The sequence below is a fragment of the Aestuariibius violaceus genome, assembly GCF_040779325.2.
Lineage (GTDB): Bacteria > Pseudomonadota > Alphaproteobacteria > Rhodobacterales > Rhodobacteraceae > Aestuariibius > Aestuariibius violaceus.
Genome location: NZ_JBFONT020000001.1, coordinates 816,082 through 840,589, shown reverse-complemented (window position 1 = coordinate 840,589; position 24,508 = coordinate 816,082). Strand labels below are relative to the sequence as shown.

Annotated in this window: 20 protein-coding genes; 12 read left to right on the top strand and 8 right to left on the bottom strand. The window is 63.7% G+C overall.

All coding sequences use genetic code 11. The features are described from left to right. Positions 1 to 8 precede the first annotated feature (8 nt). Genes AADZ90_RS04165 through AADZ90_RS04155 form a run of 3 tightly spaced genes read right to left on the bottom strand, consistent with a single transcriptional unit; the run spans position 9 to position 2,719 of the window. The gene (locus AADZ90_RS04165) at positions 9 to 431 is read right to left on the bottom strand and encodes an EVE domain-containing protein (RefSeq protein ID WP_367309017.1); all 423 of its coding nucleotides are present in this window, start codon (positions 429 to 431) and stop codon (positions 9 to 11) included. Then, positions 432 to 1,394, bottom strand: coding sequence for an NAD(P)H-dependent glycerol-3-phosphate dehydrogenase (locus AADZ90_RS04160; RefSeq protein WP_367309018.1), 963 nt, complete (start codon positions 1,392 to 1,394; stop codon positions 432 to 434). Then, on the bottom strand, positions 1,391 to 2,719 hold the full coding sequence (locus AADZ90_RS04155; RefSeq protein ID WP_367309019.1) for a UDP-glucose dehydrogenase family protein: 1,329 nt from the start codon (positions 2,717 to 2,719) through the stop codon (positions 1,391 to 1,393). Before AADZ90_RS04155 ends, AADZ90_RS04160 begins: the two co-directional genes overlap by 4 nt. A gap of 104 nt (positions 2,720 to 2,823) precedes the next feature. Between AADZ90_RS04155 and AADZ90_RS04150 the strand changes: the two genes are divergently transcribed. The 10 genes from AADZ90_RS04150 to AADZ90_RS04105 all read left to right on the top strand — a co-directional run bounded on the left by AADZ90_RS04150 (position 2,824) and on the right by AADZ90_RS04105 (position 15,045). Continuing rightward, the gene (locus AADZ90_RS04150) at positions 2,824 to 3,771 is read left to right on the top strand and encodes a KpsF/GutQ family sugar-phosphate isomerase (protein WP_367309020.1); all 948 of its coding nucleotides are present in this window, start codon (positions 2,824 to 2,826) and stop codon (positions 3,769 to 3,771) included. Next, positions 3,771 to 4,604, top strand: a complete 834-nt coding sequence (gene kdsA, locus AADZ90_RS04145; RefSeq protein ID WP_367309021.1) for a 3-deoxy-8-phosphooctulonate synthase — start codon at positions 3,771 to 3,773, stop codon at positions 4,602 to 4,604. Before AADZ90_RS04150 ends, kdsA begins: the two co-directional genes overlap by 1 nt. Positions 4,605 to 4,622: 18 nt before the next feature. After that, positions 4,623 to 5,177 (top strand): thioredoxin family protein, encoded by a 555-nt coding sequence (locus tag AADZ90_RS04140; protein ID WP_367309023.1) that lies wholly within the window; start codon positions 4,623 to 4,625, stop codon positions 5,175 to 5,177. A gap of 119 nt (positions 5,178 to 5,296) precedes the next feature. After that, complete coding sequence (gene recQ / locus AADZ90_RS04135; protein WP_367309024.1) at positions 5,297 to 7,342, top strand: DNA helicase RecQ; 2,046 nt, start codon at positions 5,297 to 5,299, stop codon at positions 7,340 to 7,342. Between the two features lie 48 nt (positions 7,343 to 7,390). Next, positions 7,391 to 8,179: a uracil-DNA glycosylase gene (locus tag AADZ90_RS04130; protein ID WP_367309025.1), complete on the top strand. Its 789-nt coding sequence runs from the start codon at positions 7,391 to 7,393 to the stop codon at positions 8,177 to 8,179. Continuing rightward, on the top strand, positions 8,176 to 8,793 hold the full coding sequence (locus AADZ90_RS04125; protein ID WP_367309026.1) for a LysE family translocator: 618 nt from the start codon (positions 8,176 to 8,178) through the stop codon (positions 8,791 to 8,793). The genes AADZ90_RS04130 and AADZ90_RS04125 overlap by 4 nt, the downstream gene beginning before the upstream one ends. After that, a complete protein-coding gene (locus tag AADZ90_RS04120; protein WP_367309027.1) occupies positions 8,790 to 9,380 on the top strand; it encodes a metallophosphoesterase family protein in 591 nt (196 codons plus the stop codon). Before AADZ90_RS04125 ends, AADZ90_RS04120 begins: the two co-directional genes overlap by 4 nt. Further along, positions 9,377 to 9,919, top strand: coding sequence for a molybdenum cofactor biosynthesis protein B (gene moaB / locus AADZ90_RS04115; RefSeq protein ID WP_367309028.1), 543 nt, complete (start codon positions 9,377 to 9,379; stop codon positions 9,917 to 9,919). Before AADZ90_RS04120 ends, moaB begins: the two co-directional genes overlap by 4 nt. An 83-nt stretch (positions 9,920 to 10,002) precedes the next feature. Further along, entirely contained in the window at positions 10,003 to 11,454 is a 1,452-nt protein-coding gene (locus tag AADZ90_RS04110; protein WP_367309029.1) for an efflux RND transporter periplasmic adaptor subunit, read from the top strand. 3 nt (positions 11,455 to 11,457) lie between these two features. Continuing rightward, complete coding sequence (locus tag AADZ90_RS04105; protein ID WP_367309030.1) at positions 11,458 to 15,045, top strand: efflux RND transporter permease subunit; 3,588 nt, start codon at positions 11,458 to 11,460, stop codon at positions 15,043 to 15,045. Positions 15,046 to 15,054: 9 nt separating this feature from the next. Here the strand turns inward: AADZ90_RS04105 and AADZ90_RS04100 are convergent, their stop codons facing one another. Then, entirely contained in the window at positions 15,055 to 15,375 is a 321-nt protein-coding gene (locus AADZ90_RS04100) for a response regulator transcription factor (RefSeq protein ID WP_367309031.1), read from the bottom strand. Positions 15,376 to 15,510: 135 nt separating this feature from the next. Between AADZ90_RS04100 and AADZ90_RS04095 the strand changes: the two genes are divergently transcribed. Further along, complete coding sequence (locus AADZ90_RS04095; protein ID WP_367309032.1) at positions 15,511 to 17,187, top strand: hypothetical protein; 1,677 nt, start codon at positions 15,511 to 15,513, stop codon at positions 17,185 to 17,187. A gap of 3 nt (positions 17,188 to 17,190) precedes the next feature. On the opposite strand, the gene xsc is transcribed toward AADZ90_RS04095, so the two are convergent. From xsc to AADZ90_RS04075, 4 genes are all read right to left on the bottom strand, one after another. Continuing rightward, complete coding sequence (gene xsc / locus AADZ90_RS04090) at positions 17,191 to 18,966, bottom strand: sulfoacetaldehyde acetyltransferase (protein ID WP_367309033.1); 1,776 nt, start codon at positions 18,964 to 18,966, stop codon at positions 17,191 to 17,193. A 326-nt stretch (positions 18,967 to 19,292) separates the two neighbouring features. Beyond that, a complete protein-coding gene (locus tag AADZ90_RS04085) occupies positions 19,293 to 20,204 on the bottom strand; it encodes a pirin family protein (RefSeq protein ID WP_367309034.1) in 912 nt (303 codons plus the stop codon). 96 nt (positions 20,205 to 20,300) lie between these two features. Beyond that, complete coding sequence (locus AADZ90_RS04080) at positions 20,301 to 21,515, bottom strand: Hint domain-containing protein (protein ID WP_411996936.1); 1,215 nt, start codon at positions 21,513 to 21,515, stop codon at positions 20,301 to 20,303. 264 nt (positions 21,516 to 21,779) lie between these two features. Continuing rightward, on the bottom strand, positions 21,780 to 23,159 hold the full coding sequence (locus AADZ90_RS04075) for an aminotransferase family protein (protein WP_367309036.1): 1,380 nt from the start codon (positions 23,157 to 23,159) through the stop codon (positions 21,780 to 21,782). 263 nt (positions 23,160 to 23,422) lie between these two features. Between AADZ90_RS04075 and AADZ90_RS04070 the strand changes: the two genes are divergently transcribed. Then, positions 23,423 to 24,427, top strand: a complete 1,005-nt coding sequence (locus AADZ90_RS04070) for a taurine ABC transporter substrate-binding protein (RefSeq protein WP_367309037.1) — start codon at positions 23,423 to 23,425, stop codon at positions 24,425 to 24,427. Positions 24,428 to 24,508: the final 81 nt, after the last annotated feature.

The window sequence follows — 24,508 nt, the reverse complement described above, 5'->3', positions numbered from 1 at the left end:
GGCGCCTTTCATCCGCTGGTGAGGCCACCCATCCGGCATATGTGCTTCCACTCTGCTTTAGTCACGGGCTGAACCGATAGGCGACTGTTTTTGACGAGCACCATGTCTGCCAGTGCCTCTTCCATCTTGATCTGATCGAGGTCGATTGGCTCCGGCAACGGCTCCAAGGCTTTGATATCCACACATTCCCAGCGCTCATCATCGGTCGTGCTATCTGGATGCGCCTCGGCAATCACCTCGACCGTTCCGACAATCTCCCGATCCTTCTGGGAGTGATAGAAGAAGCCCCGATCTCCCACCTGCATCTCGCGCATATGGTTGCGGGCCTGATAGTTTCGGACGCCATCCCATTCCTCGCCAGCGTCACCTTTCGCGACCTGCTGATCCCACGACCATGTCGATGGTTCCGATTTAAAAAGCCAGTAACGCATCTATTCCTCCTTCAGCGGACGGGCGAGCAGGCGGTCCGTGATCTCTGAAGCAGTCGCCCGCCCGGCGGCAAGATCGGCCGTCGCCTGCATCACAGGCAGATCGAGCGCATGGTCCGCAGCCAGACGGAGAGCCGCCTCTGCCGTATGTCGCCCCTCGACCGTGGTACTTTCATCGAATGTCTGGCCCCGGCCAAGCGCAATCCCGAACCGTGTATTGCGTGACTGCTCCGACATTGCGGTAAGTGTCAGATCCCCCAGCCCGCAAAGTCCAGTGAGCGTCTCCCGCTCTGCCCCCAAAGCCACCGCAAGGCGCGTCATCTCATCAAACCCGCGCGTCAGGATCGCTGCCCGGGCACTCTCCCCGTACTCGGCCCCAATCGCGGCGCCTGTTGCGATTGCAACGACGTTCTTCAGCGCGCCGCCCAGTTCGGCCCCGATTGTATCTGTGGTTCGGTAGAGCCGCAGCGTCCGCGTCGATAGCTGCTGCTGCAAAACTCGCGCTGCGCCGGCATCGCTGGAGGCGAGTGTCAGGGCAGTCGGAAGACCGCGAGCGATTTCGGTAGCAAAGCTTGGGCCGGTTAGAACAGCGGGTGTCGCGTTTGGACAAAGCCGCCTGATGATCTCGGTTGCTGTCTCGGCTGTCCGGGTGTCGATCCCCTTGCAGCAGGCGACAAGAGATTGACCATCAAGCGTCCTGCGATGCGTTTCCAGCAAACCTGCCAAGGCCTGCATGGGACAGGCCAAAAGAACCGGCCCGACTACCGCAGGGATTTCAGCTGCAACCGCCATACTTGGAGGAAATGAAACGTCCGGTAATCGCAACGCGTTCTTTCGCGTTGTCTGCAAACGATCCGCCTCGTCAGCTTTGTGCGACCACAGCGTCACGTCGTGGCCGCCCAGCGCATACATAACTGCCAGCGCGGTCCCAAAGGCGCCCGCGCCGAGAATGGTGATGGAAGTCATGTGCTTTCGGGCAAGCGATCCTTGGTGCCGATGCCGATGTAAGCCTCAAAACCCGCTGCAATTACGTCATCCGCAGGATAGACGTTGCGCAGATCGGCCATACGCGGCGTTGTCATTGACCCTGCCAGCCGCGACAAATCGAGCGCCCTGAACTCGTTCCACTCCGTCAACAGAACGATCATATCGGCCCCTTCCGCTGCCGAGTATGCATCCTCGTGCCACTCCACCGAGGGAAGTAACGCTTCCCCTTCGTGCCGCCCTTGCGGATCGACCACACGCACCTTCGCGCCTCGCCCGACAAGTGCTGGCACAATCGTCAACGATGGCGCTTCGCGCATATCATCGGTGTTCGGTTTGAACGTCACGCCAAGGACGGCAATCGTTTTGTCGGCCACGGATCCATCGGCAAGATCGAAGATCTTATCGGTCATTCTGGCTTTGATCCGTTCGTTCAGGTCGATCACCGTCTCAACGATCCGCATTGGCATCGAATGATCCTGCCCGATCCGCGCAAGTGCCGACGTATCTTTAGGGAAGCAGGACCCGCCATAGCCCGGGCCTGCATGGAGGAACTTGTTTCCGATCCGATTGTCGAGGCCGATACCCCGCGACACCTCTTTGACGTTCGCACCAGTCCGCTCGCACAGAGCCGCAACCTCGTTGATGAACGTGATTTTTGTCGCGAGGAAGGCGTTCGCCGCATATTTGATCATCTCGGCCGATTCCAGATCGGTCGTAACGATCGGAAAGTCGCGTAGGTAAAGCGGGCGATAAATCTCTGACATGATTTCTGTGGCCCGATCGCTCTCGACGCCCACGACTACCCGGTCGGGCCGCATGAAGTCATCGATCGCCGCACCTTCGCGCAGAAATTCCGGGTTCGACGCAACATCAAATTCAAGATCGGGATTGGCTTGCGCCACGATCTCTTTCACTTTGCGGTTGGTCCCGATCGGTACAGTCGACTTGGTAACGATGACGACGTAATCCTTGGCCGCTTTGGCGATCTCTTCGGCGGCAGCGAACACATAGGATAGGTCCGCATGACCATCCCCGCGCCGCGACGGCGTACCTACGGCGATGAAGATGGCCTGTGCCCCTTCCATCGCATCATGCAGATTCTCGGTAAATGATAGCCGTCCTGCATCTGTGTTTGTCGCCATCAGCCGCTCCAGCCCAGGCTCGTAGATGGGCACCTTACCCTTCTTCAGCTGCGCAATCTTGTCCGCATTTTTGTCTACGCAGACAACCTCATGGCCGAAGTCAGCCAGGCAAACGCCTGAAACCAAACCCACATATCCCGTTCCAATCATTGCGATCCGCATGGTCTGGTCCTCGTCTGTCCAATCCTCCTCCGGTATTTTACCAAGGGGCGTCCCGGTTCAACCCCCTCTTGCACCGGGTGGCGGAGCAGCGCAGATGAGGTGAGATGAAAGATGCCATAGACAGCGCCCGCCGGGTTCTCAGGATCGAAGCACGTGCTCTCGACCTTCTTGCCGAACACCTGCCGACGGATTTCGAGACAGCGGTCGAGGCGATCCTGAACGCCACAGGCCGTGTCATCGTTTCCGGCATAGGCAAGTCCGGTCATGTCGGTCGGAAGATTGCGGCGACACTTGCTTCGACCGGCACGCCCACCGCATTCGTCCACGCAGCAGAAGCATCGCACGGCGATCTCGGCATGATCTCTCAAGGCGATATCTGCCTCCTGATCTCCAATAGTGGCGAAACGCCAGAGCTTCGTGACATCGTCGCCCACGTCGCCCGCTTCTCGATCCCGATGATCGCGATCTCGTCCAAACCACATAGCGCCCTCATGCAGGCTGCCGACTATCGGCTGCTGCTCCCTGACGCGCGGGAGGCCTGCGCCATCGGCATGGCGCCGACAACATCCACGACGATGACCATGGCCCTAGGCGACGCGCTTGCCGTTGCGCTGATGGAGCGTAAAGGCTTCGCCGCCAACCAGTTCCGCGATCTCCATCCTGGTGGCAAGCTTGGCGCGCAGCTCGTGAAGGTCTCCCAGCTAATGCATGCCGATCCGCCACTCGTCGCCGGGGATGCATCCATGGAGGACGCGATCCTGGAGATGACGTCCAAAGGCTTCGGCATCACGGGCGTGACGGAAGGCGAGCACCTGACCGGCGTGATCACCGATGGCGACCTTCGCCGCAACATGGCGGGCCTGATGGACCGCCGGGCCGGGGAGGTCGCGACACGCGATCCTGCCGTCGTCGGCCCAGATATGCTCGCCGCCGAGGCGCTCGGCTTCATGAACGACCGCCCACGCCCGATCAGCGTCGTTCTGGTCGTTGACGGCGATGCGGTCGTCGGAGTCCTTCACATGCACGATTTGCTCAGAGCGGGGGTGGTCTGATGTTCGGCCAGATTATCGATGTCGCAGGGATCAAGGTTGGCGGAACCGAGCCCTTCTTCCTCATCACCGGCCCCTGCCAGCTCGAAAACCTTGACCACGCCCGGATGATGGCAGAACGGATCGCTGCCGCCTGCGCGCCTACCGGCACACGTTTCGTGTTCAAAGCGAGCTACGACAAGGCGAACCGCTCCTCCATCGACACGGAGCGCGGCCTCGGCATCGAGGAGGGGCTGACGATCCTTTCCAAGATCCGCGACGAATTCGGCTGCCCCGTCCTCACAGATGTCCACCTGCCCGATCAGTGCGCTCGGGCAGCCGAAGCGGTCGATGTTCTCCAGATCCCCGCTTTCCTCTCACGCCAGACCGACCTCCTGGTCGCGGCTGGAGAAACCGGGCGCGCGATCAACATCAAGAAAGGCCAGTTCCTTGCCCCCTGGGACATGGCGAATGTCGCCAAGAAGGTCGAAAGCACCGGAAACCGAACGATCCTTCTCTGCGAGCGAGGCACGTCGTTCGGCTACAATGCCCAAGTAAACGATTTCCGAGGCCTACCCGTCATGGCCCAGACGGGCTGGCCTGTCGTCTTCGATGCAACCCACTCCGTCCAGCAGCCGGGCGGCCAAGGCACCTCCTCCGGCGGCCAGCGCGAGTTCGCTCCCGTCCTTGCTCGTGCCGCTGTCGCGGTCGGTGTCTCGGGCTTGTTCATCGAGACCCACCAAGACCCCGACAACGCCCCCTCCGACGGACCCAACATGATTCCAGTCGATCAGATGGAGGCTTTGATCGGAGAACTCCGAGCGTTTGACGATCTACGTAAAGGACGCGAGACTTAACCGGCAAAGGAGCCCGCAATGGCAGCAACACCTCCTGTTTGCGATTTCGGCTGGCAAGCCCCCGACTTCACGCTTCCCGCCACCAATGGCCGAACCTACAGCCTGAGCGATATTGTGGGAGAGAACGGCACGCTCGTGATGTTCATCTGCAACCACTGCCCCTACGTCCTGGCTGTGATTGACCGGATCGTTCGTGACGCGTCTGATCTTCAGGCACTCGGCATTGGCGTCGCCGCCATCTGCTCGAACGACGCCAAGAACTACCCCGCTGACAGCCTCGACAATATGAAAGCGATGGCGGAGAAGATGGCGTTCCCCTTCCCTTACCTCCATGATGAAAACCAGTCGGTCGCGCGCGCTTACGACGCAGCCTGCACGCCTGACTTCTTCGGCTTTGATCGCGACTTGGGTCTGCAGTATCGCGGCCGCCTCGATGCCTCTCGCGCGCAGGCAGGTCCTGCAGACCTTCGTCGGGATCTCTATGAGGCGATGAAGCAGGTCGCCGAAACCGGTAAAGGCCCGAAAGATCAGATCCCGTCGATTGGGTGTTCGATCAAGTGGACGGCGGCTTAGGCAAAACCGCAGCACGGGATCTCTGGCGCCTTGTTTACTGAACTTTCATGTGGGAAGGTTTTCCTTAAACGAGCAGACAAGAAATAAACGAGCAGACAAGAAAACTGACAGGATCCCCGATGAGCGCTTCCACGCTTCTGCGCGAGGTATTCGGATTCGACGCCTTCCGCCCAGGGCAGGAAGAAATCGTGGCCGCCGTTGCCGCAGGCCGCAACACGCTGGCCATCATGCCGACCGGCGGCGGCAAGTCGCTCTGCTTCCAACTCCCCGCGCTGTGCCGGGATGGCGTCACTGTGGTCATCTCCCCACTCATTGCGCTGATGCGCGATCAGGTCCGCGCACTGAGGGCAACAGGTGTGTCTGCCGGCGCCCTGACTTCCGGCAACACCGAGGACGAGACTGACGCAGTCTGGCAAGCCCTCGAAGCCGGAGACCTCAAGCTTCTCTACATGGCGCCTGAACGCCTCGCCTCTGGTGGGGCAGAGCGGATGCTTCGCCGCATTGGCGTCTCGCTCATCGCGGTGGACGAGGCCCATTGCGTCAGCCAATGGGGGCATGACTTCCGCCCTGACTACCTTCGCATTGGGGCGCTTCGCCGGGCACTGGATGTGCCGCTCGCCGCGTTCACGGCCACTGCCGACGCGGAAACCCGGGCCGAGATCGTCGAAAAGCTGTTCGATGGTACGCCGCCCGAAACCTTTCTACGCGGCTTCGACCGACCCAATATCCACCTCGCCTTTCAGGCCAAGGACCGCCCCCGCCAGCAGATCCTGACCTTCGCCGAGGCGCGCCGAGGCCTGTCCGGCATTGTCTATTGCGGCACCCGCGCCAAGACCGAGACGCTTGCTCAGGCGCTGCGTGAGGAGGGGCACCCAGCTGTCGCCTATCATGGCGGGATGCAACCCGATGACCGCCGGCAGGTCGAGCATCGCTTCGCGACCGAAGACGGGCTGATCGTTGTCGCGACCGTGGCCTTCGGCATGGGCGTAGACAAGCCCGATATCCGTTGGGTCGCCCATGCGGATCTGCCGAAATCCATCGAAGCCTATTATCAGGAGATCGGGCGGGCGGGCCGGGACGGCGCGGCTGCCGAGACGTTGACGCTTTTTGGCGCCGAGGACATCAGGCTTCGCCGATCCCAGATCGACGAAGGGCTCGCCCCACCGGAACGCAGAATGGCCGATCACGGCCGCCTTAACGCCCTCCTTGGCCTGACAGAGGCGCTGTCCTGTCGTCGCCAGACGCTCCTTCAATACTTTGGGGAAGAGGCACAACCCTGCGGTCATTGCGATCTTTGCGATACGCCGCCTGAGACCTTCAACGGCACGACCCCCGTCAGGATGGCGCTCTCTGCGATCCTGCGCACCGGCAGTTCCTACGGTTCAGGACATCTGATCGACATCCTCCTCGGCATCCAGACCGACAAGGTCGCCGCCCGCGGCCACCACGACCTACCCACTTTCGGCGTCGGCAAAGACTACGACCGGAGACAATGGCAAGCGATCTTTCGGCAGATGATGGGCCACGATCTGATCCGCCCTGATCCAGAGAGACGCGGCGGCCTTTTCATGACCGACGCCGCGCGTCCGATCCTGAAGGGTGAAGCTCAGATCACCCTCCGCCGCGACACGATCCGCACCGCCAAGAGCGACCGCGCCCCAGCCCGTTCGCTCATCGCCGAGGAACACGCGCCGCTCCTCTCCGCCCTTAAGGCCAAGCGCCGCGCCTTGGCAGAGGCCCAGGGTGGCCCGGCCTATATTGTCTTCAACGATCGCACACTGATCGAGATGGCCGAGACCCGGCCTCAAACGCTTGATGAGATGGCTCGCATCGGCGGCGTTGGCGCCAAGAAACTTGCCCAGTATGGCACGGCTTTCATTGAAGTGATTACTGGCGCAACGCCTCCTGAACAGCACCCGGCTCGCCGCAAGCTCGCCGGCCGCCGGGAAGGCGCCGCCCTCGACCGCCTGACAGACGCGCAAACTCGGCTCGCTCGTGGCGAGGATGGGACCGGCAAATACCTCTCTTGCACAACTTCCACCTTACGCCACATTGCTGAGCGCAAGCCGTCGGATCTGTCCGAACTCGAACGCATCCCGGGAATGAGCCCCCTCAAGACGGAACGCTTCGGCGAAGCTTTCCTGGATGCCCTCTCCGAAACCTAGACGACCCGCGGCGTTGTCCTCTTTGACCACCCGCTTTACCCTCCGCTCATGCCCGGCGCCGACCGATTCTGGAGCGATTTCGCAGCCCTCGACTGGCAGGTCGAGCTTGGCGCTGATGAATCTATCGGCGACATCCCGGTCAACCGATACGACCTGCCCGCCGAAAAAACCCGAGAGATAAAGACCGCCAAGACTGCAGCGCCCGTTCCGGCGCCGTCACTCCTTGCCGATGTCGATCCGGTTGTCGTCGCTCGTGCCGCCGCTCAAGCTGCGTCTGATCTCGATGGACTTGCCGCCGCCATGGCCGCCTACGAGCATTGCGAACTCAAGAAAGGCGCGCGCAATTTCGTCTTCTGCGACGGCAATCCAAACGCCCGCGTGATGATCGTTGGCGAGGCTCCCGGCCGCGATGAGGACCTGCAGGGCCGGCCGTTTGTCGGTCGCGCAGGCCAATTGCTGGATCGGATGCTCGCCGCGATCGACATGGCCCGCGATCACCCCGACACCGAACATGCGGTCTACATCACCAACGTCCTGCCGTGGCGGCCACCCCAGAACCGAACGCCTGACAAGGCCGAGATCGCGATGCTTCTGCCGTTTCTTGAAAGGCACGTCGCGCTCGCTGATCCTTACGTTCTCGTCCTCATGGGCAACACACCGTGCCAGGCGGTGCTCGGCCGCACGGGCATCACCCGCCTGCGCGGCAACTGGACTGAGGCGATGAGCAAACCATTGCTGCCAATGTTCCACCCTGCCTACCTGCTGCGCCAACCGGCTGCAAAACGGGAAGCATGGGCCGATCTGCTGTCTCTCAAGGCAAAGCTGAGGGAGCTATGATCGACCCCAGCACCCTCGTCGCCTTCCTGCCTGCTGCACTGGCGCTGAACCTCTTGCCAGGGTCCGACATGATGTTCTGCCTCGCCCAAGGTCTACGCGGTGGGCCGCGCCCCACGATCGCCGCCTCTGCCGGCATTTCGGCCGGAGCCATGGTGCATGTCACCGCCGCGGGCCTCGGCCTTGGTGCGCTTGTCGCTGCATTTCCGGTGCTTTTTGGGCTTATTCGCTGGATCGGTGTCGCTTACCTGCTCTGGCTTGCGTGGCGGACACTGACCACTCCGATCACTGCCGCCGACAAGCCGCCCGTTGAGCCGCGGCGGGCCTTCCGAGACGGGCTAATCGTGAACCTGTCGAATCCGAAGGTCGTCCTGTTTATCTTGGCCTTCGTTCCGCAATTCGTGGACCCTTCGCTTTCGATCCTACCGCAATTCCTGGCCTTCGGCGCAATCCTCGCCATCGGGGGCTTCATCGTAAACGGCCTTGTTGGCATCTTCGCCGGCGGTCTCGGACGGCAACTTCTCACCAACGTCCGACTCGAACGCATTGTGCGCTTTGCAACGGCAACCGTCTTCGGTGCCCTAGCGCTGCGCCTCGCTCGGGAGAGCCGCACATGAAGATCCTCGCATTCTCTGATCTCCACCTCGATAAAGAGGCTGCCGAAGCGATTGTCGCCGCTGCCGAGGACGCCGATCTCGTCATTGGCGCCGGAGACTTCGCCCAGCGCCGCGACGGGCTGGCCGACTACATGGCAAAGCTCGAACCCTTCGGGAAAAAGGCGATCTATGTGGCCGGCAATAACGAGAGTTTCGACGAGCTGGTCGATGCGACCTCGGCCCTCTGCCTGCAAGGCGACGTCACCATGCGGGGCAACATTGCCATCGGCGGGATCGGCGGCGCAACACCGCCGCTTCCTCCAATCCCCTGGGAGTCCTGGGATCTGACCGAGGATGCCGCCGCAAACCTTCTTGACCGGATCGCCAAAGCCGACATCCTGATCTCCCATTCCCCACCCAAGGGAGCGGCAGACGAGCACTCCAGAACGGGACCAATAGGTTCCACGGCTGTCCGGGCCGCGGTCGAGCGTTTGCAGCCTCATTACCTTTTGTGCGGCCATGTTCACGATAGCTGGGGGCAAACGGCCCGCATCGGGAGGACCACGGTCATGAACCTTGGCCCCACACCTAATTGGATCGAGATATGAGCCGTATTGACGAAAGCCGCGACTTCATTCCCGTTCGCATCGCGGTGCTGACCGTCTCGGACACCCGCACCCCCGAGGACGATCGCTCAGGCAACACCCTCGTCGAGCGCCTTGAAGGCGCCGGCCACATCCTGACCGCCCGCGACATCGTCCGGGACGACCGCAAACAGATCGCCGACAAACTCCAGAGCTGGTGCGCGGATCCCAAGATTGATGTCGTCCTTTCGACCGGCGGCACAGGGCTGACCGGTCGAGACGTCACCGTCGAGGCCCACCGCGATGTCTACGAGAAGGAGATCGAAGCCTTCGGCACCGTCTTCACCCACATCTCGCTGGCCAAGATCGGCACGTCCGCTGTTCAGTCCCGCGCCACCGGAGGCGTCGCGAACGGCACCTACCTCTTCGCGCTCCCCGGCTCTCCCAGCGCGTGTCGGGACGCCTGGGACGAAATCCTCAAGCTCCAGCTCGACTATCGCCATCGTCCGTGTAACTTCGTCGAAATCTTTCCCCGCCTCACCGAACACCAGCGACGGAAATAACACCTTCGCGCGTATGATATTGCATGACTTGGTAATGATTCCTCACGCCTTACCTTAGAAGCAGTATAAAAACAGGGCGTATCATGCGGTTTCTTCGTCGCGGCCTCGTCGGCGTCTTCCTCCTCGGCCTGACCCTCGCGCTCTTCGCGCTTGCGGGGCGCACGGTCGTGGATGCGGTTCAGGAACGCATGGCCGATGACGGCCCTGGCAGACCTGCGCAAGAGCGTGTCTTCGCCGTCAATGTCACCACGGTCGAGCCGCAGACGATCACCCCAATCCTAACCGCGTTTGGCGAGGCGCAAAGCCGCCGCACGATCGACCTTCGCCTGCCTGTTGGCGGCACCATCGTGGAGATCGGTGAGAATACCGTCGATGGCGGCCGCGTCACCCAAGGCGAACTGATCTACCGCCTCGACGGGGCCGAAGCCGAAGCGGCACTCGCCCGGGTCCGTGCTGACGTGCAGGATGCCGAAGCGAACCTGCGCGATGCCGAAACCCGCCTTTTGCTGGCCGAGGACGAACGTGCTGCCGCCGAGCGCCAAGCCGATCTCCAGCGTCGCGCGCTCGACCGTCAGCAGGGCCTTGAAGAGCGTGGCGTGGGCACCGCCGCCGCAGTTGAAAGCGCCGAGCTGGCGGTTGCCAGCGCCGATCAGACCGTCCTTTCCCGCCGCCAATCCCTTGCCGAGGCCCAAGCCACACGCGACCAAGCGGTCACGCGGCTCGCGCGGGAGGAAGTGAACCTCTCCGAAGCCCAACGTACCGTCGGGGACACAACGCTCACTGCCGCTTTCGACGGCACTCTGTCGGATATCGACATCGTACCCGGCCTGCGCCTTACCGCGAACGAGCAGACCGGCCAGCTTATCGATCCAAGCCTGCTTGAGGTCGCCTTCCGCGTGTCGACCGCGCAATATACCCGCCTGCTTGACGATGAGGGCCGCCTCATCCGGCTTCCCGTCACTGTCCGCCTCGATGTCGGTGGCGTCGATCTGACCGCAAATGGAGAGATCACGCGGGAAAGTGCCGCCGTGGCAGAAGGCCAGACCGGCCGCCTGATCTTTGCCACCCTCGGCGCCGCGCCTGGCTTTCGTCCCGGCGACTTCGTGACCGTCCAGATCGAGGAGCCGCCACTTGATCGAGTGGCCCTTCTTCCCGCCTCTGCCCTTGGAGCTGACAGCACAGTGCTCGTCTTAGGCGAGGAGGAACGGCTAGAGGTTGCTCCTGTCACGCTGATGCGGCGGCAGGGCGATGACATTCTTGTCCGTGCCAGTGGCCTTGCTGGACGGGAGGTGGTCTCTGAACGCTCCCCCCTTCTCGGCGATGGCATCCGTGTTCGTCCGCTCCGCACCGGCACAGCCCCCGAGCAAGCTGCCATGATCACGCTTACCCCCGAGCGTCGCGCCCAGTTGATCGCTATTGTCGAGGCGAACACGAGAATGCCTGACGAGGCCAAGGCCCGCGTTCGCACCCAGCTCGAGGCGGATCAGGTTCCGGCCAGCATGGTGGCCCGCCTCGAATCCCGGATGGGGGGGTAAGGGGTGGTCCGCGACCTTCGCGCCGGTGGCATCTTGTCCTACTTTACCCGTCACAGGACGCTCGCCAACCTGCTGCTCGTCCTGATGGTCGCCTCCGGCCTCATCGCGTTTCCGCAGATGCGCGCCCAGTTCTTCCCCGATGTTGTGATTGACAACGTCACTGTCTCGGTCAGTTGGGACGGCGCCGGGGCCGAGGATGTGGATGCGGGCATCGTGCAGGTCCTTGAACCCGTCCTCCTCGCCGTCGAAGGCGTCGAAAGCTCCGAGGCGACTGCCCGAGAAGGCAGCGCGTCGATTACCCTGGACTTTGAGCCCAACTGGGACGTCGCCCGAGGCTTTGAAGACGTCTCGCAAGCCGTCGATGGCGTCACGACCCTCCCCGACGCGTCAGAGGAACCGACCGTCCGGCGCGGTGCCTGGCGGGACCGCGTTACAGATATCGTCATCACCGGCCCTGTCGGCACCGATCAGCTGGCCCGGTTCGCTGACGAGCTCACGACCCGGCTCTTTGCGGTCGGCGTCACCCGCACCTCGATCCGCGGCATTGCCGCGCCGGAAACCCTGGTGGAAGTCCCTTCCATCGCCCTCATTGAACACGACTTGACGCTGACGGAAATCGCCGAAGCGATCCGGGCCGAGGCCGACGCAGACCCAGCTGGCGATGTGCCTGGCGCCGAGCGCATCCGGACGGGCACCGCCAAACGTTCCGCCGACGAGATCGAGGCGATCACGTTGCGCACCAATGATGACGGCTCCTCCCTCTCCGTAGGCGACGTGGCCATTGTCACGATCCGCGGCATTGACCGCAACGCCGCCTATTTTGTGAGGGAAAACCCCGCAATCACGATGCGGGTTGACCGCTCCGCACAGGGCGACGCCATCGAAATCCAGCGCCTGGTTGAGGAGGTCGCGGCGGAGATGGTCACGACGCTTCCCGAGGGCGTCAGCATCGACCTGATCCGGGAGCGCGCCGAATACATCTCGGGCCGCCTCGATATCCTGATGGACAATGCCGTCGTCGGCCTCGCCCTTGTCCTATCGCTCCTCTTTTTCTTCCTCAATGCGCGCACAGCGTTCTGGGTCGCGGCAGGTATTCCCGTCGCGCTGTTCGCCGCGATCGGGCTGATGTGGCTCGCCGGGATCACGATCAACATGATCTCGCTTTTTGCGCTGATTATCACGCTTGGTATCGTGGTCGACGACGCCATTGTCGTGGGCGAACACGCTGATTTCCGGGTCCGCAATCTGGGCGAAGAACCCGTCATCGCCGCCGAAAACGCTGCCAAGCGCATGTTCACACCGGTCTTCTCGGCCACGCTGACTACTGTCATCGCCTTCTTTGGCCTCGTCGTCATCGGCGGGCGCTTCGGCGACCTGATCGCCGACATCCCCTTCACAGTGATCGTCGTGCTGATCGCGTCCCTGATCGAGTGCTTCCTGATCCTGCCGAACCACATGAGCCACGCGCTCAAGACACGTGATCAGAGGGGCAGCGCCTGGAACCTGCTGCTGGCGTTGATCCTCCTGCCCGTGATTGCTGGCGTGATCGCCGTGGCGCTCGTCTCTCTGACCGGTCTCGCTGGCCCCTTCTCAGGCTGGACCGCGCCAGAGACCCTTCGTACCGCTGCCATCGGTGGCGCCATCCCTCTCGCCGTATTCCTGCTCCTCCCGCGAGCCCGCAAAACCAAGATCGTCGCTGCGCTGCGCCGCGACTGGTACGATGCCCCATCCCGCAATGTCACGCGCGGCTTCAACTGGGTGCGCCAGAACCTTTTCAAGCCTCTGATCCGCACCGTCATTGTCCTACGCTACCCGGTCCTCGCCGCCACGGTCTTCATCCTCTCCACACAAGTCGCTCTCTTCGCCTCGGGTCAGGTCCAGTGGCGCTTCTTCAACTCGCCAGAAGAAAACTCCGTCACCGGCAACTTCATGATGACCAACGGGGCCACCCGCGAAGATACCCTTGTCATGATGCGCGAAATGCAGCGCGCCACCGAAGAGCTTGGGGCGGAGTACGAAGAGCGTTATGGCGCCAATCCCCTCGATTTCGTCATGGCCCAGATCGGTGGGAACGCGGGCCGGGGAATGGCGGGTGCCGAGAACAAGGATGACGACCTCCTCGGTGGCATCTCGATCGAGTTGATCGATGCCGACCTCCGCCCCTACTCCTCCTTCGCCTTTGTCGGAGAGCTGCAGGACCGCGTCACCCGCCTGCCGCTGGTCGAAGATGTCTCCTTCCGCTCCTGGCGCGGCGGACCGGGTGGCGATGCGATCGACGTCCAGCTTTATGGGGCGGACTCCGCCACTCTCAAAGCCGCCGCGGAAGAGTTGAAGACCCAGCTTGGTCAGTTCCCCGAAGTCTCAGCCCTCGAAGACAGTCTTGCCTATGACCGCGACGAGGTCATTCTCGACCTCACCCCGCAGGGTGAGGCGCTTGGCTTTACCATCGACGATCTAGGCCAGACCCTGCGCAACCGCCTCGAAGGGATCGAGGCGGCGACTTACCCTGACGGCCCCCGCTCGGCCGAGATCCGGGTCGAGATCCCCGACAGCGAACTGACCGCGGATTTCCTCGAACGGACCCAGCTTCGCACGCCGGATGGCGCCTATGTGCCGCTTGCCGATATCGTTTCGGTCGACCGCCGCACCGGCTTTTCCACGATTACCCGAGAAAACGGCCTTCAGGTCGTCTCGGTCAGCGGTGACATCAACGAAGACGACGCCAACCGTGCTGCCGTGATCTCCGAGCAGTTGGAGACAGAGATCCTGCCGGAGATCCGAACGCTCTTCAGCGTCGAAACCCAGCTTGCCGGTCTGGCAGAGCAGGAAGACGAGTTCCTCAATGACGCCCGCCTTGGCTTTATCCTGGTCCTTCTTGGCATCTACCTCGTTCTCTCGTGGATCTTCGCCTCGTGGAGCCGCCCCTTCGTCGTCATGGCGATCATCCCCTTCGGCCTTGTCGGGACAATCTTCGGGCACTGGCTGCATGACGTGCCGCTGTCGATGTTCACCGTCGTCGGCCTGATCGGCATGACCGGCATCGTCATCAACGATTCCATCGTGCTGGTCACGACCATCGACGAATATGCGAAGGAGCGCGGGCTGGTCCCCGCCATCATCGACGGCGCGGCGGACCGCTTGCGCCCGGTGCTGCTCACCACCCTGACGACGGTTCTGGGCCTCGCGCCGCTCCTCTTTGAGCGGTCATCGCAGGCACAGTTCCTGAAGCCCACCGTGATCACGCTGGTCTACGGGCTTGGCTTCGGGATGCTGATCGTGCTTCTTGTCGTGCCTGCGCTCATGGCGATGCAGCAGGATGTGGGGCGGGCTTTGACCGCGCTGCGCCGGGCCGGTCAGGCCGGAAGTCGGGCCGCGGGCCGCCCGGCTGCAACGGCCATCTTCGGCGCTCAGGTCGTCGCGCTCGTCCTCTTTGGGGTGATCCTGGCCCCGGTCATCTTCACAGGGGCGCCACTGGCCGCTTTCTTGCCGGCCACGGCAAGCGCTGCGGCGGGCGCATTTCTGGCCGCGCTGGCCCTGAGTCTGGTCGTCACCTACGTGCTGACGGCCAGTCTCGGTCGTCGCATGCGATAACGCCTCTTCTCAGATCTGCGGCAGGAGGCCCTTCTGGGCGGCGCGGACGGCGGCCGTCGTACGGCTGGAGGTTGCCATCTTGGCCATCAACCGGCGGCAGACCGTGTCGACCGTGTGGATCGAGATGCCGAGGATCTGGGCGATGACGGAGTTGCTCTTGCCGCGGGCGATGAGGGTCAGCACCTCCATCTCCCGGGGGGCGAGGCTTTTCGTGTCGGCATTGGCGGGCGGGACCTGGTCCATCTGGGTCTGACAGATCGTGACACGGCGGCGGGGCGCGGCGCGGAAATGGACGTTGCGGGCAGTTGGCGAGATCAAGGCTGTATGCATCGGGACGGCTCCTTTTGCGAGAATGGGTGCAGCTTGACCCAGCGGTAGCCATAATCGAAGTAACGTGCGTTACCTGAACGCCTGTAACGTGCTACGTCAGGTAGAGGCGTGTTGAAAATAAGGGGGTCGCGGCTGTTGGTTTTGTCCCCGGAGGATAAGCGTGCAGCGCTGGAGGACGTCCTGGCTGCCCCTGCAATCGCGCGGTCAGAGCGCAGCGCAGCGCTGTTACGCTACATCGGTGAGGCCGCGATCGACGGGCGGGAACTGACGCCCTACGCGATTGCCTTCGACATCTTCGACCGCGATGAAGACTTCGACCCGTCGACCGATCCCATCGTCCGGGTGGCCATGACGCGGCTGCGCAAGGCGCTGCAGGATCATGCAGAAGGCGATGGGGCCGGGAGCCCGGTGCAGGTCACGCTGCCGCAGCGCAGTTATGTGCCCGAGTTCTCGGGCGGCGCGGGCGAGGCTACCCCCCCTCCCCGGCGCTCGAGGCGGTTGCTGGCGGGCGGGATGGCCGGCCTCCTCCTGGTCGCCATTATCGGGGCGGGCGCCGTCCTGACCTTTACCGGACGGCAGGCCACGCTGGTCATCGACAACCGGCCTGTGGTTGGCGTGTTGCCGTTTTCAAACCTGACCGGGACGGAACGGCTCGATTTCCTGGGCGCCGGCATGCAGTACCAGATCGCCTCGGACCTGTGGCGGTTCGGGACGATGGACGTGCTGACGATCGACGATCCCGGGGCGCTGGGCGTTGCGCGGGGCGGGGTTGTCTATGGAACCGGGGGGATTGCCGTCGATTACCTGCTGGGCGGCTCGATCGTGAGCGACGAGGCGGCGATGACGGTGTCGACCTCCTTGCGCCATGCGGACAGCAATGTCGCGGTCTGGCGGGGCCGCACGGTCCGGGCGGTCGGCGCGGCGTCGTATGGAGAGCTTCTGGCCGATGTCTCTCACACGGTTTCTTCCGAGGTGGGGACGCCGCTTGGGGCGGTGGGGCGGGATGTTCTGGCGCATCTCGGCGATGGGATCAGCCTCAACACGGAACAGGGAATCGACAGCTATGTCTGCCTTCTGCGCTATGCGAGCTGGGTGCAGGAAGGTGCCAACCGGGGGCATGTGGCAGCGCGGGCCTGCCTGGAGCGGCTCGTCGCCGTGGACCCCGACAACAGCATGGCGCTGTCCGCTCTGGCCTGGATGATCGCCTTGTCAACCGACCCGTCCCGCGACCTTTACGAGCCGGGTGATCTGAATGACCGGCGACAGCGGGCCCTTGAGATGGCGCAGACCGCCGTGCGCCTGTCGCCGGGGAGCGACATCTCGCACGAGCATCTGGGACTTGTTCAGTGGGTCAACGGGCGGGAAGAGGCGGCGCTCGCCAGCTTTCGGCGCGCCTCGTCGCTGAACCCGAATGATCCGCGGCACAAGGCTGATATCGCCTTGTTTTCCTGCCTGCGTGCGAGTTGTGAGGACGAAGTCGCGCTGGCGGAAGAGGCGCTGAGGCTCGATCCGCTGCCGCCGGCCTGGTATTATGCCGCCCCGGCCGTCCGGGCGCTGATGGAGAGCGATTACGACGACGCGATGCGCTTTGCCGTGAACCTGGCGCGGGGGAGCGATTTCAACGATTGCGCCTATCTGGTGGCCGCGGCGGCCTTCGCGTCGCGGCTGGAGGAAGCGGAGTATTGCCGCGATGCGATCGAGCGGAACCGGGAGCTGTTCCGGGGCGATCCGCTGGGCGCGTCGCGGTTCTGGATCCGGCGGACGGATCTTCTGCGCAAGCTGGATGACGGGATCGCCCGGTCTGGGTTCTGAGGCTCAGGCGGTCTGCGGGCGCATGTCGGCGGGGTCGATTCCGGCCACCTCCACCGGGGCTTTCATGGCGTCGCGACGGAAGGGTTCGCCAAGCTCCTGATTGATAAGGGCTTCTATCAGCGTGGTTTTTCCGTGGTCCATCTGGTCGGTGATCGCCTGACGCAGCGCCTCGGTCAGCTCTTCCATGGTCCGGGCGACGGTCCCCTGCAGGCCACAGGCCTGGGCGATGGCGGCGTAGGAGACATCCTCGTCCAGCTCGGTTCCGATGAAGTTGTCGTCGAACCAGAGGGTGGAGTTCCGCTTTTCGGCCCCCCATTGGTAATTGCGGAAGACGACCATGGTGATGGCGGGCCATTCGGGGCGGCCGATCGCGGTGAGTTCGGGTACGGCGATGCCGAAGGCGCCGTCGCCCGCGAAGCCCACGACAGGGGTGTCGGGGCAACCGATCTTGGCACCGACGATCGAGGGCAGGCCATAGCCGCAGGGGCCGAAGAGGCCGGGGGCGAGGTATTTGCGGCCCTCGTCGAAACTGGGGTAAGCGTTTCCAATCGCACAATTATTTCCGATATCGGACGAGATGATCGCGTCCCGCGGCAGGGCGGCCTGGATCGCGCGCCAGGCCATGCGGGGGCTCATCCAGTCGGGCTTGGCGGCGCGGGCGCGTTCGTTCCAAGTGGTGCCGGGATCGTCCTCTTCATGGTCCATCGAGGAGAGTTCCTGCGCCCAGCGGGATTTCGTTTCTGAAATCAATACTTTACGGCCGGATCGGCCGCTGTCGCCAGCATAGTCGGGCAGGCGGTTGAGGATGCCCTCGGCCACCTTTTTCGCGTCACCGACGATCCCCACAGCGACGGGTTTCGTCAGGCCGATGCGGTCGGGGTTCAGGTCAACCTGAATCACCTGCGCCCATTTCGGCCAGTAATCGATTCCATATCCCGGTAAGGTTGAAAAAGGATTAAGCCGCGTGCCGAGGGCCAGAACCACGTCGGCTTTGGAGATCAGCTGCATCGCGGCCTTCGATCCGTTATAGCCGAGCGGCCCCGCGAAGAGGGGGTGGGTGCCTGGGAACGCATCGTTGTGCTGGTAGCCGACGCAGACCGGCGCATCGAGCCGTTCGGCGAGCTTGACCGTCGCCGGGATGGCGCCCGCGAGCACCACGCCCGCGCCGTTCAGGATGACGGGGAAGCGGGCCTGTCCGAGGAGCTTTGCCGCCTCTTCCAGCGCGTCCTCGCCGCCGGAGGGGCGTTCGAAGCCGCGCGGTTCGGGGATCTCGATATCCACCACCTGGGTCCAGTAATCGCGGGGCAGGTTGATCTGGGCGGGGGCGGAGGCGCGCTTGGCCTTGAGGATCACGCGGTTGAGGACTTCGGCGATGCGGGAGGGGTCGCGGACCTCTTCCTGATAGGCGACCATGTCCTTGAAAAGAGCCATTTGTTCGACTTCCTGGAAGCCGCCCTGGCCGAGCGTCTTGTTGGCCGCCTGGGGCGTGACGAGCAGCAGCGGCGTGTGGTTCCAGTAGGCGGTTTTGACGGCGGTGACGAAGTTCGTGATGCCCGGGCCGTTCTGGGCGATCATCATCGACATGCTTCCGGTGGCGCGGGTGTAGCCGTCGGCCATCATGCCGCCGGAGCCTTCGTGCGCGCAGTCCCAGAAGGTGATCCCGGCCTTTGGAAACAGGTCGGAAATCGGCATGAAGGCCGACCCGATGATGCCGAAGGCCTGATCGATTCCGTGCCGCTGGAGGGTTTTGACGAACGCCTCTTCCGTGGTCATCTGCATTACTCAATACCTCCCGCTGGTCCGGCGATCTGAGGGGGCAGGTAATCGCGTGTCAAGACTTGCCGCAGGCCTTAACGGGTTCTTGCCGGGTGCGGGCGGTGTTTTCGCCCGGCGCAACGCGAATCGGCCGATTTTACAGGGTTAACGGGCGTTTTCAGGGTGCGGCATCCGGTCGGCATCACGTCGGCATCCCGTCGGAGGGGGCGGCCGAAATTCGTGTCGTTAACGGTGCGCACGCAGGGTCGGCGCGCAACAGAATGTCTCTGCATGCGGAACAATACCGGGTGCCGGAGGTGGGATTGTTGATCCCGCCGAAAGCCCCGAAATCAGTGATCGGCGCGGATGAACGTGCCGTTTTGAAGGTCGCGCATGGCCTGCATCAGCTCTTCCTGCGTGTTCATCACGATGGGGCCGTGCCAGGCGACAGGCTCCTGGATCGGCTGGCCGCTGACCAGGAGGAAGCGGACGCCGTCGGGGCCGGAGCGCACGGCGATCTCGTTCCCCGTGTCGAAACGGACGAGCGTGCGGTTGCCGGTGAGATCGCGGATGTTGAGCTCCTGGCCTGCGACCTCTTTCTCGACCCGGATGCCGACCGGATCGGAGGCGTCGCGGAAGCTGCAGGCGCCCGCGAAGACATAGGCGAAGGTGTTGGCGTAGGTGTCGACCGGCAGCGTCTTGCGCGTGTCAGGCGGGATGGAGACGTCGAGGTAGAGCGGGTTTGCGGCGATGCCGTCAACGGGGCCTTTGGTGCCCCAGAACTGGCCGGTGATGATGCGGATGCGGGTGCCGTCATCGTCGGTGATCTCCGGGATATCCGTGCCCATGATGTCCTGATAGCGGGGCGTGGTCATCTTTTCCGACGACGGCAGGTTCGCCCAGAGCTGGAAGCCGTGCATCTGGCCCGCCGCGTTGCCGCGCGGCATCTCCTGATGGAGGATGCCGGACCCCGCAGTCATCCACTGAACCGACCCGGGGCCGAGGAGGCCCTGATTGCCGAGCGAATCGCCGTGTTCGACCTCACCTTCCAGCACGTAGGTGATGGTTTCGATCCCGCGGTGGGGGTGCCAGGGGAAGCCGCGTTCGTAGGCGCGGGGGTCGTCGTTGCGGAAATCGTCGAGGAGGAGGAAGGGGTCGCTTTCCGAGGGGTCGCCGAAGCCGAAGACCCGGTGCAGATGGACGCCTGCGCCTTCCATCGTGGGCTGGGCGGTGGCGGTGGATTTGACGGGTCGGAAGGTCATCGGGGCGCGCTCCTGTCGGGGTCCCGGTGGATATGGAGCGGGCGGAGGTGGCGGGGCAAGGGGTCCCTGCGCACAGGGATCGTGCGGAGAGGGTGGCTAGGGCGCGCCGGCCAGCGGCTTGTCGTTCGCGATGTGGCGGTCGATCAGCTTCCGGGCCTTCCGGCCTTTCGCGAAGAGATGCGCGGGTTGGGCGGCGGCGCTGGCTTCGGCGAGGACATGGTCGCCCAGCAGCAGGCGGATTTCGTCGAGCGCGTCTGGCGAGAGGGATTTCAGCGATTCCGGTCCGAGGAACAGGGTCTCGGCAGGGGCGCCTTCGGCGAAGAGAACCTCGTGCCGGGACATCAGGATGTGGAAATAGGTGATCGGCGGGCCGAGCGGGGAGAGCGCGACACCCGGAAGCGCCAGAAGATCCTTTGCGGGAACGAGCACCGCGCCGATGCCGAACATCCGGGTGACGATTTTCGAGGTCAGAAGCACGCGGTGCTGCCGGGAGAGCCGCAGGTCGCGCGACGGCAGGCCGTGCCCGAGGGCGCCCTTGCCGATGGTGATCGAGTTCAGCGCGGGATTGGCGGCGATGTCGGCGGGGGCATGTGTGCCCTTCCAGATCCAGACGATCTTTTGCGGGCCGTTGTCGCGGGTGAGCAGCTCGTCCCCCGGTTCGAGGTCGTCGATCAGCCGGGGACCGGTCGGGGTCTGCAGGCGCGTTCCATCGGTGAAGCAGAGATTGGCGGTGGCCGGGGTTGGCGTCTGGTCGTTGACGAAGGTATCTGACCCGTCCGGAAAGCGCTGGATCGAGAAGCCGTCGATGTCGTTGCCGAAATCCTCGCCATTGCCGATGCGGGTCGCGGTAGTGGAAAAGCCGTTATAGCCCGGGCTGTTCGTCGGATCGTCGAGGGCGTCGCCGTTATACCTCGCCGAGATATAGGTATCGGCAGCGGGGTCGTAGAGGACGATGTTCTCGCCACCGTTGTTGAGGATGGGACCGTTGCTGCCCGCGTCGAAGGCGAGGTCGTCTGGCCCGCCGGTGGGGAGCGATCCGCCGGCCTGGACGCCTACGACGACGACGGCCCGCGCCCCCGGCTGAAGGATTGTGCCCGCGGGAAAGGTGAACCAGTTGCCTTGCGCGGAATCCCAGAGCTCGATCCCCGAGATATCGATCGGCTGGTCTGACGCGTTGTAGAGCTCGACGAATTCGTCCGTGTTGTCGGCGGTTCCGTTGCCGTCGGTATCGAACTCGGGCCCGCCTCCCGGGCTGTTAGGATCGACCAGAACTTCATTGATGATCAGTCCACCGCGCAGGGCGTCCGCCATATCGCATCCTTCGAGCTGTTCTTCGGGTGTCGGATCTTCCTTCGCACTCACTTAAAACGGAGGGTGCGGCAGACCGAACAAGTGCCGCGGATCGTGACGGCCGGGGCCGTGCCTGATCGAATATGGGTGCAGGGTGCCCGAAGCCGGGGCGAAAGTCACCCTCTACTTGAGGGAGAATTCTGTCGCAGCTGATTTCCACCCAAGGTTCGGGCAGGGTGCCCAAGGAACGGGCGCCCACCATGCGGGCAGGCCGTTATCGGGCGGTCAGGCGGCGCGGGTCAGGGCGCCGTCGATGGCCGTCACGATCTCGTCGATGTCGTCCTTCGTCGCGATGAGCGCGGGCGAGAGGCAGAGCGTGTTGTTCTTGCCGGGGACAGAGCGGTTCGTGGCGCCGATGATCGCACCCTGAGCCATGCAGTCAGCGACGATGGCGCCGACCTGTTTTTCGGGCAGGGGTTCCCTGGTCTCGCGGTCGGTGACGAGTTCGGCGCCGCGGAAGAGGCCTTCGCCGCGGACGTCGCCGATCATCGAATGCTTGTCCATGAGGTCGGTCAGGCGCTCGTGCAGGTAGGCGCCCATGGTGGCGGAGTTGTCGAGGAGGTTTTCGTCCTCGATGATCGCCATGTTCTCCAGCGCGGCCGTCGGCCCCGCCGTGCAGCCACCGAAGGTCGAGATGTCGCGGAAATAGCCCAGGCGATCGGTGTCGTCCTTGAACTTTTCGAACACATCCTCAGTCGTCACGCAGCAGGAGATGGCCGCGTAGCCGGAGGCGACGCCCTTGGCCATCGTCACGATATCGGGCTGGACGCCGTATTTCTGGTAGCCGAACCACGTGCCGATCCGGCCGAGGCCGCAGACGACCTCGTCTATATGCAACAGGATGTCGTATTGGCGGCAGATCTCCTGCACGCGCTCCCAATACCCGTCCGGCGGCGTGATGAGGCCGCCGCCGGCTGTGACGGGTTCCAGGCAGAGGGCGCCGATCGTGTCGGGGCCTTCGCGGAGGATGACCTCTTCGATCTGGTTCGCGGCCGCCTCGCCGAAGCCGGGGCCGGGTTCCAGGCCAAGCTCGTGGGCGCGGTATTCGAGGCAATGGGGGACGCGGACGAAACCGGGGGTGAAGGGGCCGTATTCCGCGTTGCGTTCGTCCTGACCGCCGGCCGAGAGGCAGGCGATGGTGGTGCCGTGATAGTCGCGGTGACGGTAGAGGATCTTGCCCTTCTTGCCGCCATGGACCCGGTGGGAGATCTGGCGGACCATCTTGAACGCCTTCTCGTTCGCCTCGGACCCCGAATTGGCATAGTAGACGCGGGAGAGGCCCGGCATCTTTTCGATCAGGCGTTCGGCGAATTGGGCGCCGGGGATCGTGCCAAGGACGCCGCCGAAGAAGTTGAACTTCACCAGCTGGTCACGGACGGCATCGGCGATGCGTTCGCGCCCGTAGCCGACATTGACCGTCCAGACCCCGCCGGAGAGGGCATCGATATGCTCTTTCCCCGTGATGTCCCAGACGCGCATCCCCTTGCCTTCGACGAGGATCCGGGGATCGACCGTTTCGAACGGCTTGTGCTGGATCAGGTGGTGCCAGACATGGGCGCGGTCGGCCTCGACGATCTTGGAGGGGTCGTTGAAGGGCAGGTTCATGGCACGTCTCCCGGCGGTGGCCCGGCACGCGGCCGGGGCTGCCGGAAAGGATGCCCGAGGGAGCCTGCCCGCAGCAAGCCCGATCTGCTGGCGGCGGCGATGAATTCCGGCAGCGCAAAGATCCGCGGATCAAAACCGATGGTCGAGTTTTCTTGACGGGAGGGTGGTCGCGATGGCTCACTCCCCGGATCGGGTTCATGCGCCCGGAGTTGAGGAAGGCTCGCCAAGACGGGCCTCAAGAGTAAACGGGGAGTACTGACGCGATGAAGAGACTTATGGGAGCCGCCGCCGGTCTGGCGCTGGTTGCAGGCGGACAAGGCGCGATGGCCGCGGGCCATCTGGATGAGATCACGGTGGCCTATTTCCTCGAATGGCCGATGCCGTTCCAGTTCGCGAAGGTCAACGAGATCTACGAGCAGGAGATGGGCATCGACATCAACTGGGTCAGCTTCGACACCGGGACGGCGATGTCGGCGGCCATGGCCTCGGGCGATGTGCAGATCGCGGTGAGCCAGGGTGTGCCGCCTTTCGTGGTCGCGACGAGCGCCGGGCAGGACATCCAGATCGTGGACGTGGCAGTAAGCTATTCCGACAACGACAATTGCGTGGTGAGCACGGATCTTGAGATCGATCAGGACAGCGCGGGCGAGCTGGCCGGGAAGAAGGCCGCGGTGCCGCTGGGAACGGCCGCGCATTACGGATTCCTGAACCAGATGAACCATTTCGGCGTCGATGTGGGGTCGATGGAAGTGGTCGATATGGCCCCGGCCGAAGGCGCCGCGGCGCTGGCCCAGGGCTCGGTCGACATGGCCTGCGGCTGGGGCGGTGCGCTGCGCCGGATGACGGAAGAGGGCAACGTCCTTCTGACCGGCGCCGAGAAGGAAGAGCTGGGCATCCTCGTTTTCGACGTGACCTCGGCGCCGGCCGGGTTTGTCGCCGAGAACCCGGATGTGGTCTCGGCGTTCCTGAAGGTGACGGCGGACATGAACGACCGCTGGAATGCGGGCGGTCCCGAGGCCGAGGAGATGCTGCCGGTGATCGCGCGCGACGCGGGTATGGATCCGGACGCGACGCGCGAGACGATGGCGACCTTCGTCTTCCCGGGCGTCGATGAGCAGCTGTCCGAGAAGTGGCTGGGCGGCGGCGCGCAGGACTTCATGCTGGGCGTCGCGCAGGTCTTTGTCGAGGCGGGATCGATCGACAGCGCGCTCGACAGCTATGCCGATGCGGTGGACACCGGGCCGCTTGAGACGGTCGCAGCGAACTGACCGGGGTGCCGGCGGCGTCTTCGGGCGCCGCCCGTGCCAAAATTTTCTAGAAAATTTTGCTTCGGCAGAATTTTCTAGAAA

Coding starts and splice junctions, on each gene's coding strand:
- AADZ90_RS04085 (WP_367309034.1), bottom strand. CDS start 20,204: ATGACCTTCCGACCCGTCAAATCCACCGCCACCGCCCAGCCCACGATG.
- AADZ90_RS04155 (WP_367309019.1), bottom strand. CDS start 2,719: ATGCGGATCGCAATGATTGGAACGGGATATGTGGGTTTGGTTTCAGGC.
- AADZ90_RS04150 (WP_367309020.1), top strand. CDS start 2,824: ATGAAAGATGCCATAGACAGCGCCCGCCGGGTTCTCAGGATCGAAGCA.
- AADZ90_RS04080 (WP_411996936.1), bottom strand. CDS start 21,515: ATGGCGGACGCCCTGCGCGGTGGACTGATCATCAATGAAGTTCTGGTC.
- AADZ90_RS04070 (WP_367309037.1), top strand. CDS start 23,423: ATGAAGAGACTTATGGGAGCCGCCGCCGGTCTGGCGCTGGTTGCAGGC.
- moaB (WP_367309028.1), top strand. CDS start 9,377: ATGAGCCGTATTGACGAAAGCCGCGACTTCATTCCCGTTCGCATCGCG.
- AADZ90_RS04125 (WP_367309026.1), top strand. CDS start 8,176: ATGATCGACCCCAGCACCCTCGTCGCCTTCCTGCCTGCTGCACTGGCG.
- AADZ90_RS04100 (WP_367309031.1), bottom strand. CDS start 15,375: ATGCATACAGCCTTGATCTCGCCAACTGCCCGCAACGTCCATTTCCGC.
- AADZ90_RS04075 (WP_367309036.1), bottom strand. CDS start 23,159: ATGAACCTGCCCTTCAACGACCCCTCCAAGATCGTCGAGGCCGACCGC.
- AADZ90_RS04110 (WP_367309029.1), top strand. CDS start 10,003: ATGCGGTTTCTTCGTCGCGGCCTCGTCGGCGTCTTCCTCCTCGGCCTG.
- AADZ90_RS04165 (WP_367309017.1), bottom strand. CDS start 431: ATGCGTTACTGGCTTTTTAAATCGGAACCATCGACATGGTCGTGGGAT.
- AADZ90_RS04130 (WP_367309025.1), top strand. CDS start 7,391: ATGCCCGGCGCCGACCGATTCTGGAGCGATTTCGCAGCCCTCGACTGG.
- AADZ90_RS04160 (WP_367309018.1), bottom strand. CDS start 1,394: ATGACTTCCATCACCATTCTCGGCGCGGGCGCCTTTGGGACCGCGCTG.
- kdsA (WP_367309021.1), top strand. CDS start 3,771: ATGTTCGGCCAGATTATCGATGTCGCAGGGATCAAGGTTGGCGGAACC.
- recQ (WP_367309024.1), top strand. CDS start 5,297: ATGAGCGCTTCCACGCTTCTGCGCGAGGTATTCGGATTCGACGCCTTC.
- AADZ90_RS04120 (WP_367309027.1), top strand. CDS start 8,790: ATGAAGATCCTCGCATTCTCTGATCTCCACCTCGATAAAGAGGCTGCC.
- AADZ90_RS04140 (WP_367309023.1), top strand. CDS start 4,623: ATGGCAGCAACACCTCCTGTTTGCGATTTCGGCTGGCAAGCCCCCGAC.
- xsc (WP_367309033.1), bottom strand. CDS start 18,966: ATGCAGATGACCACGGAAGAGGCGTTCGTCAAAACCCTCCAGCGGCAC.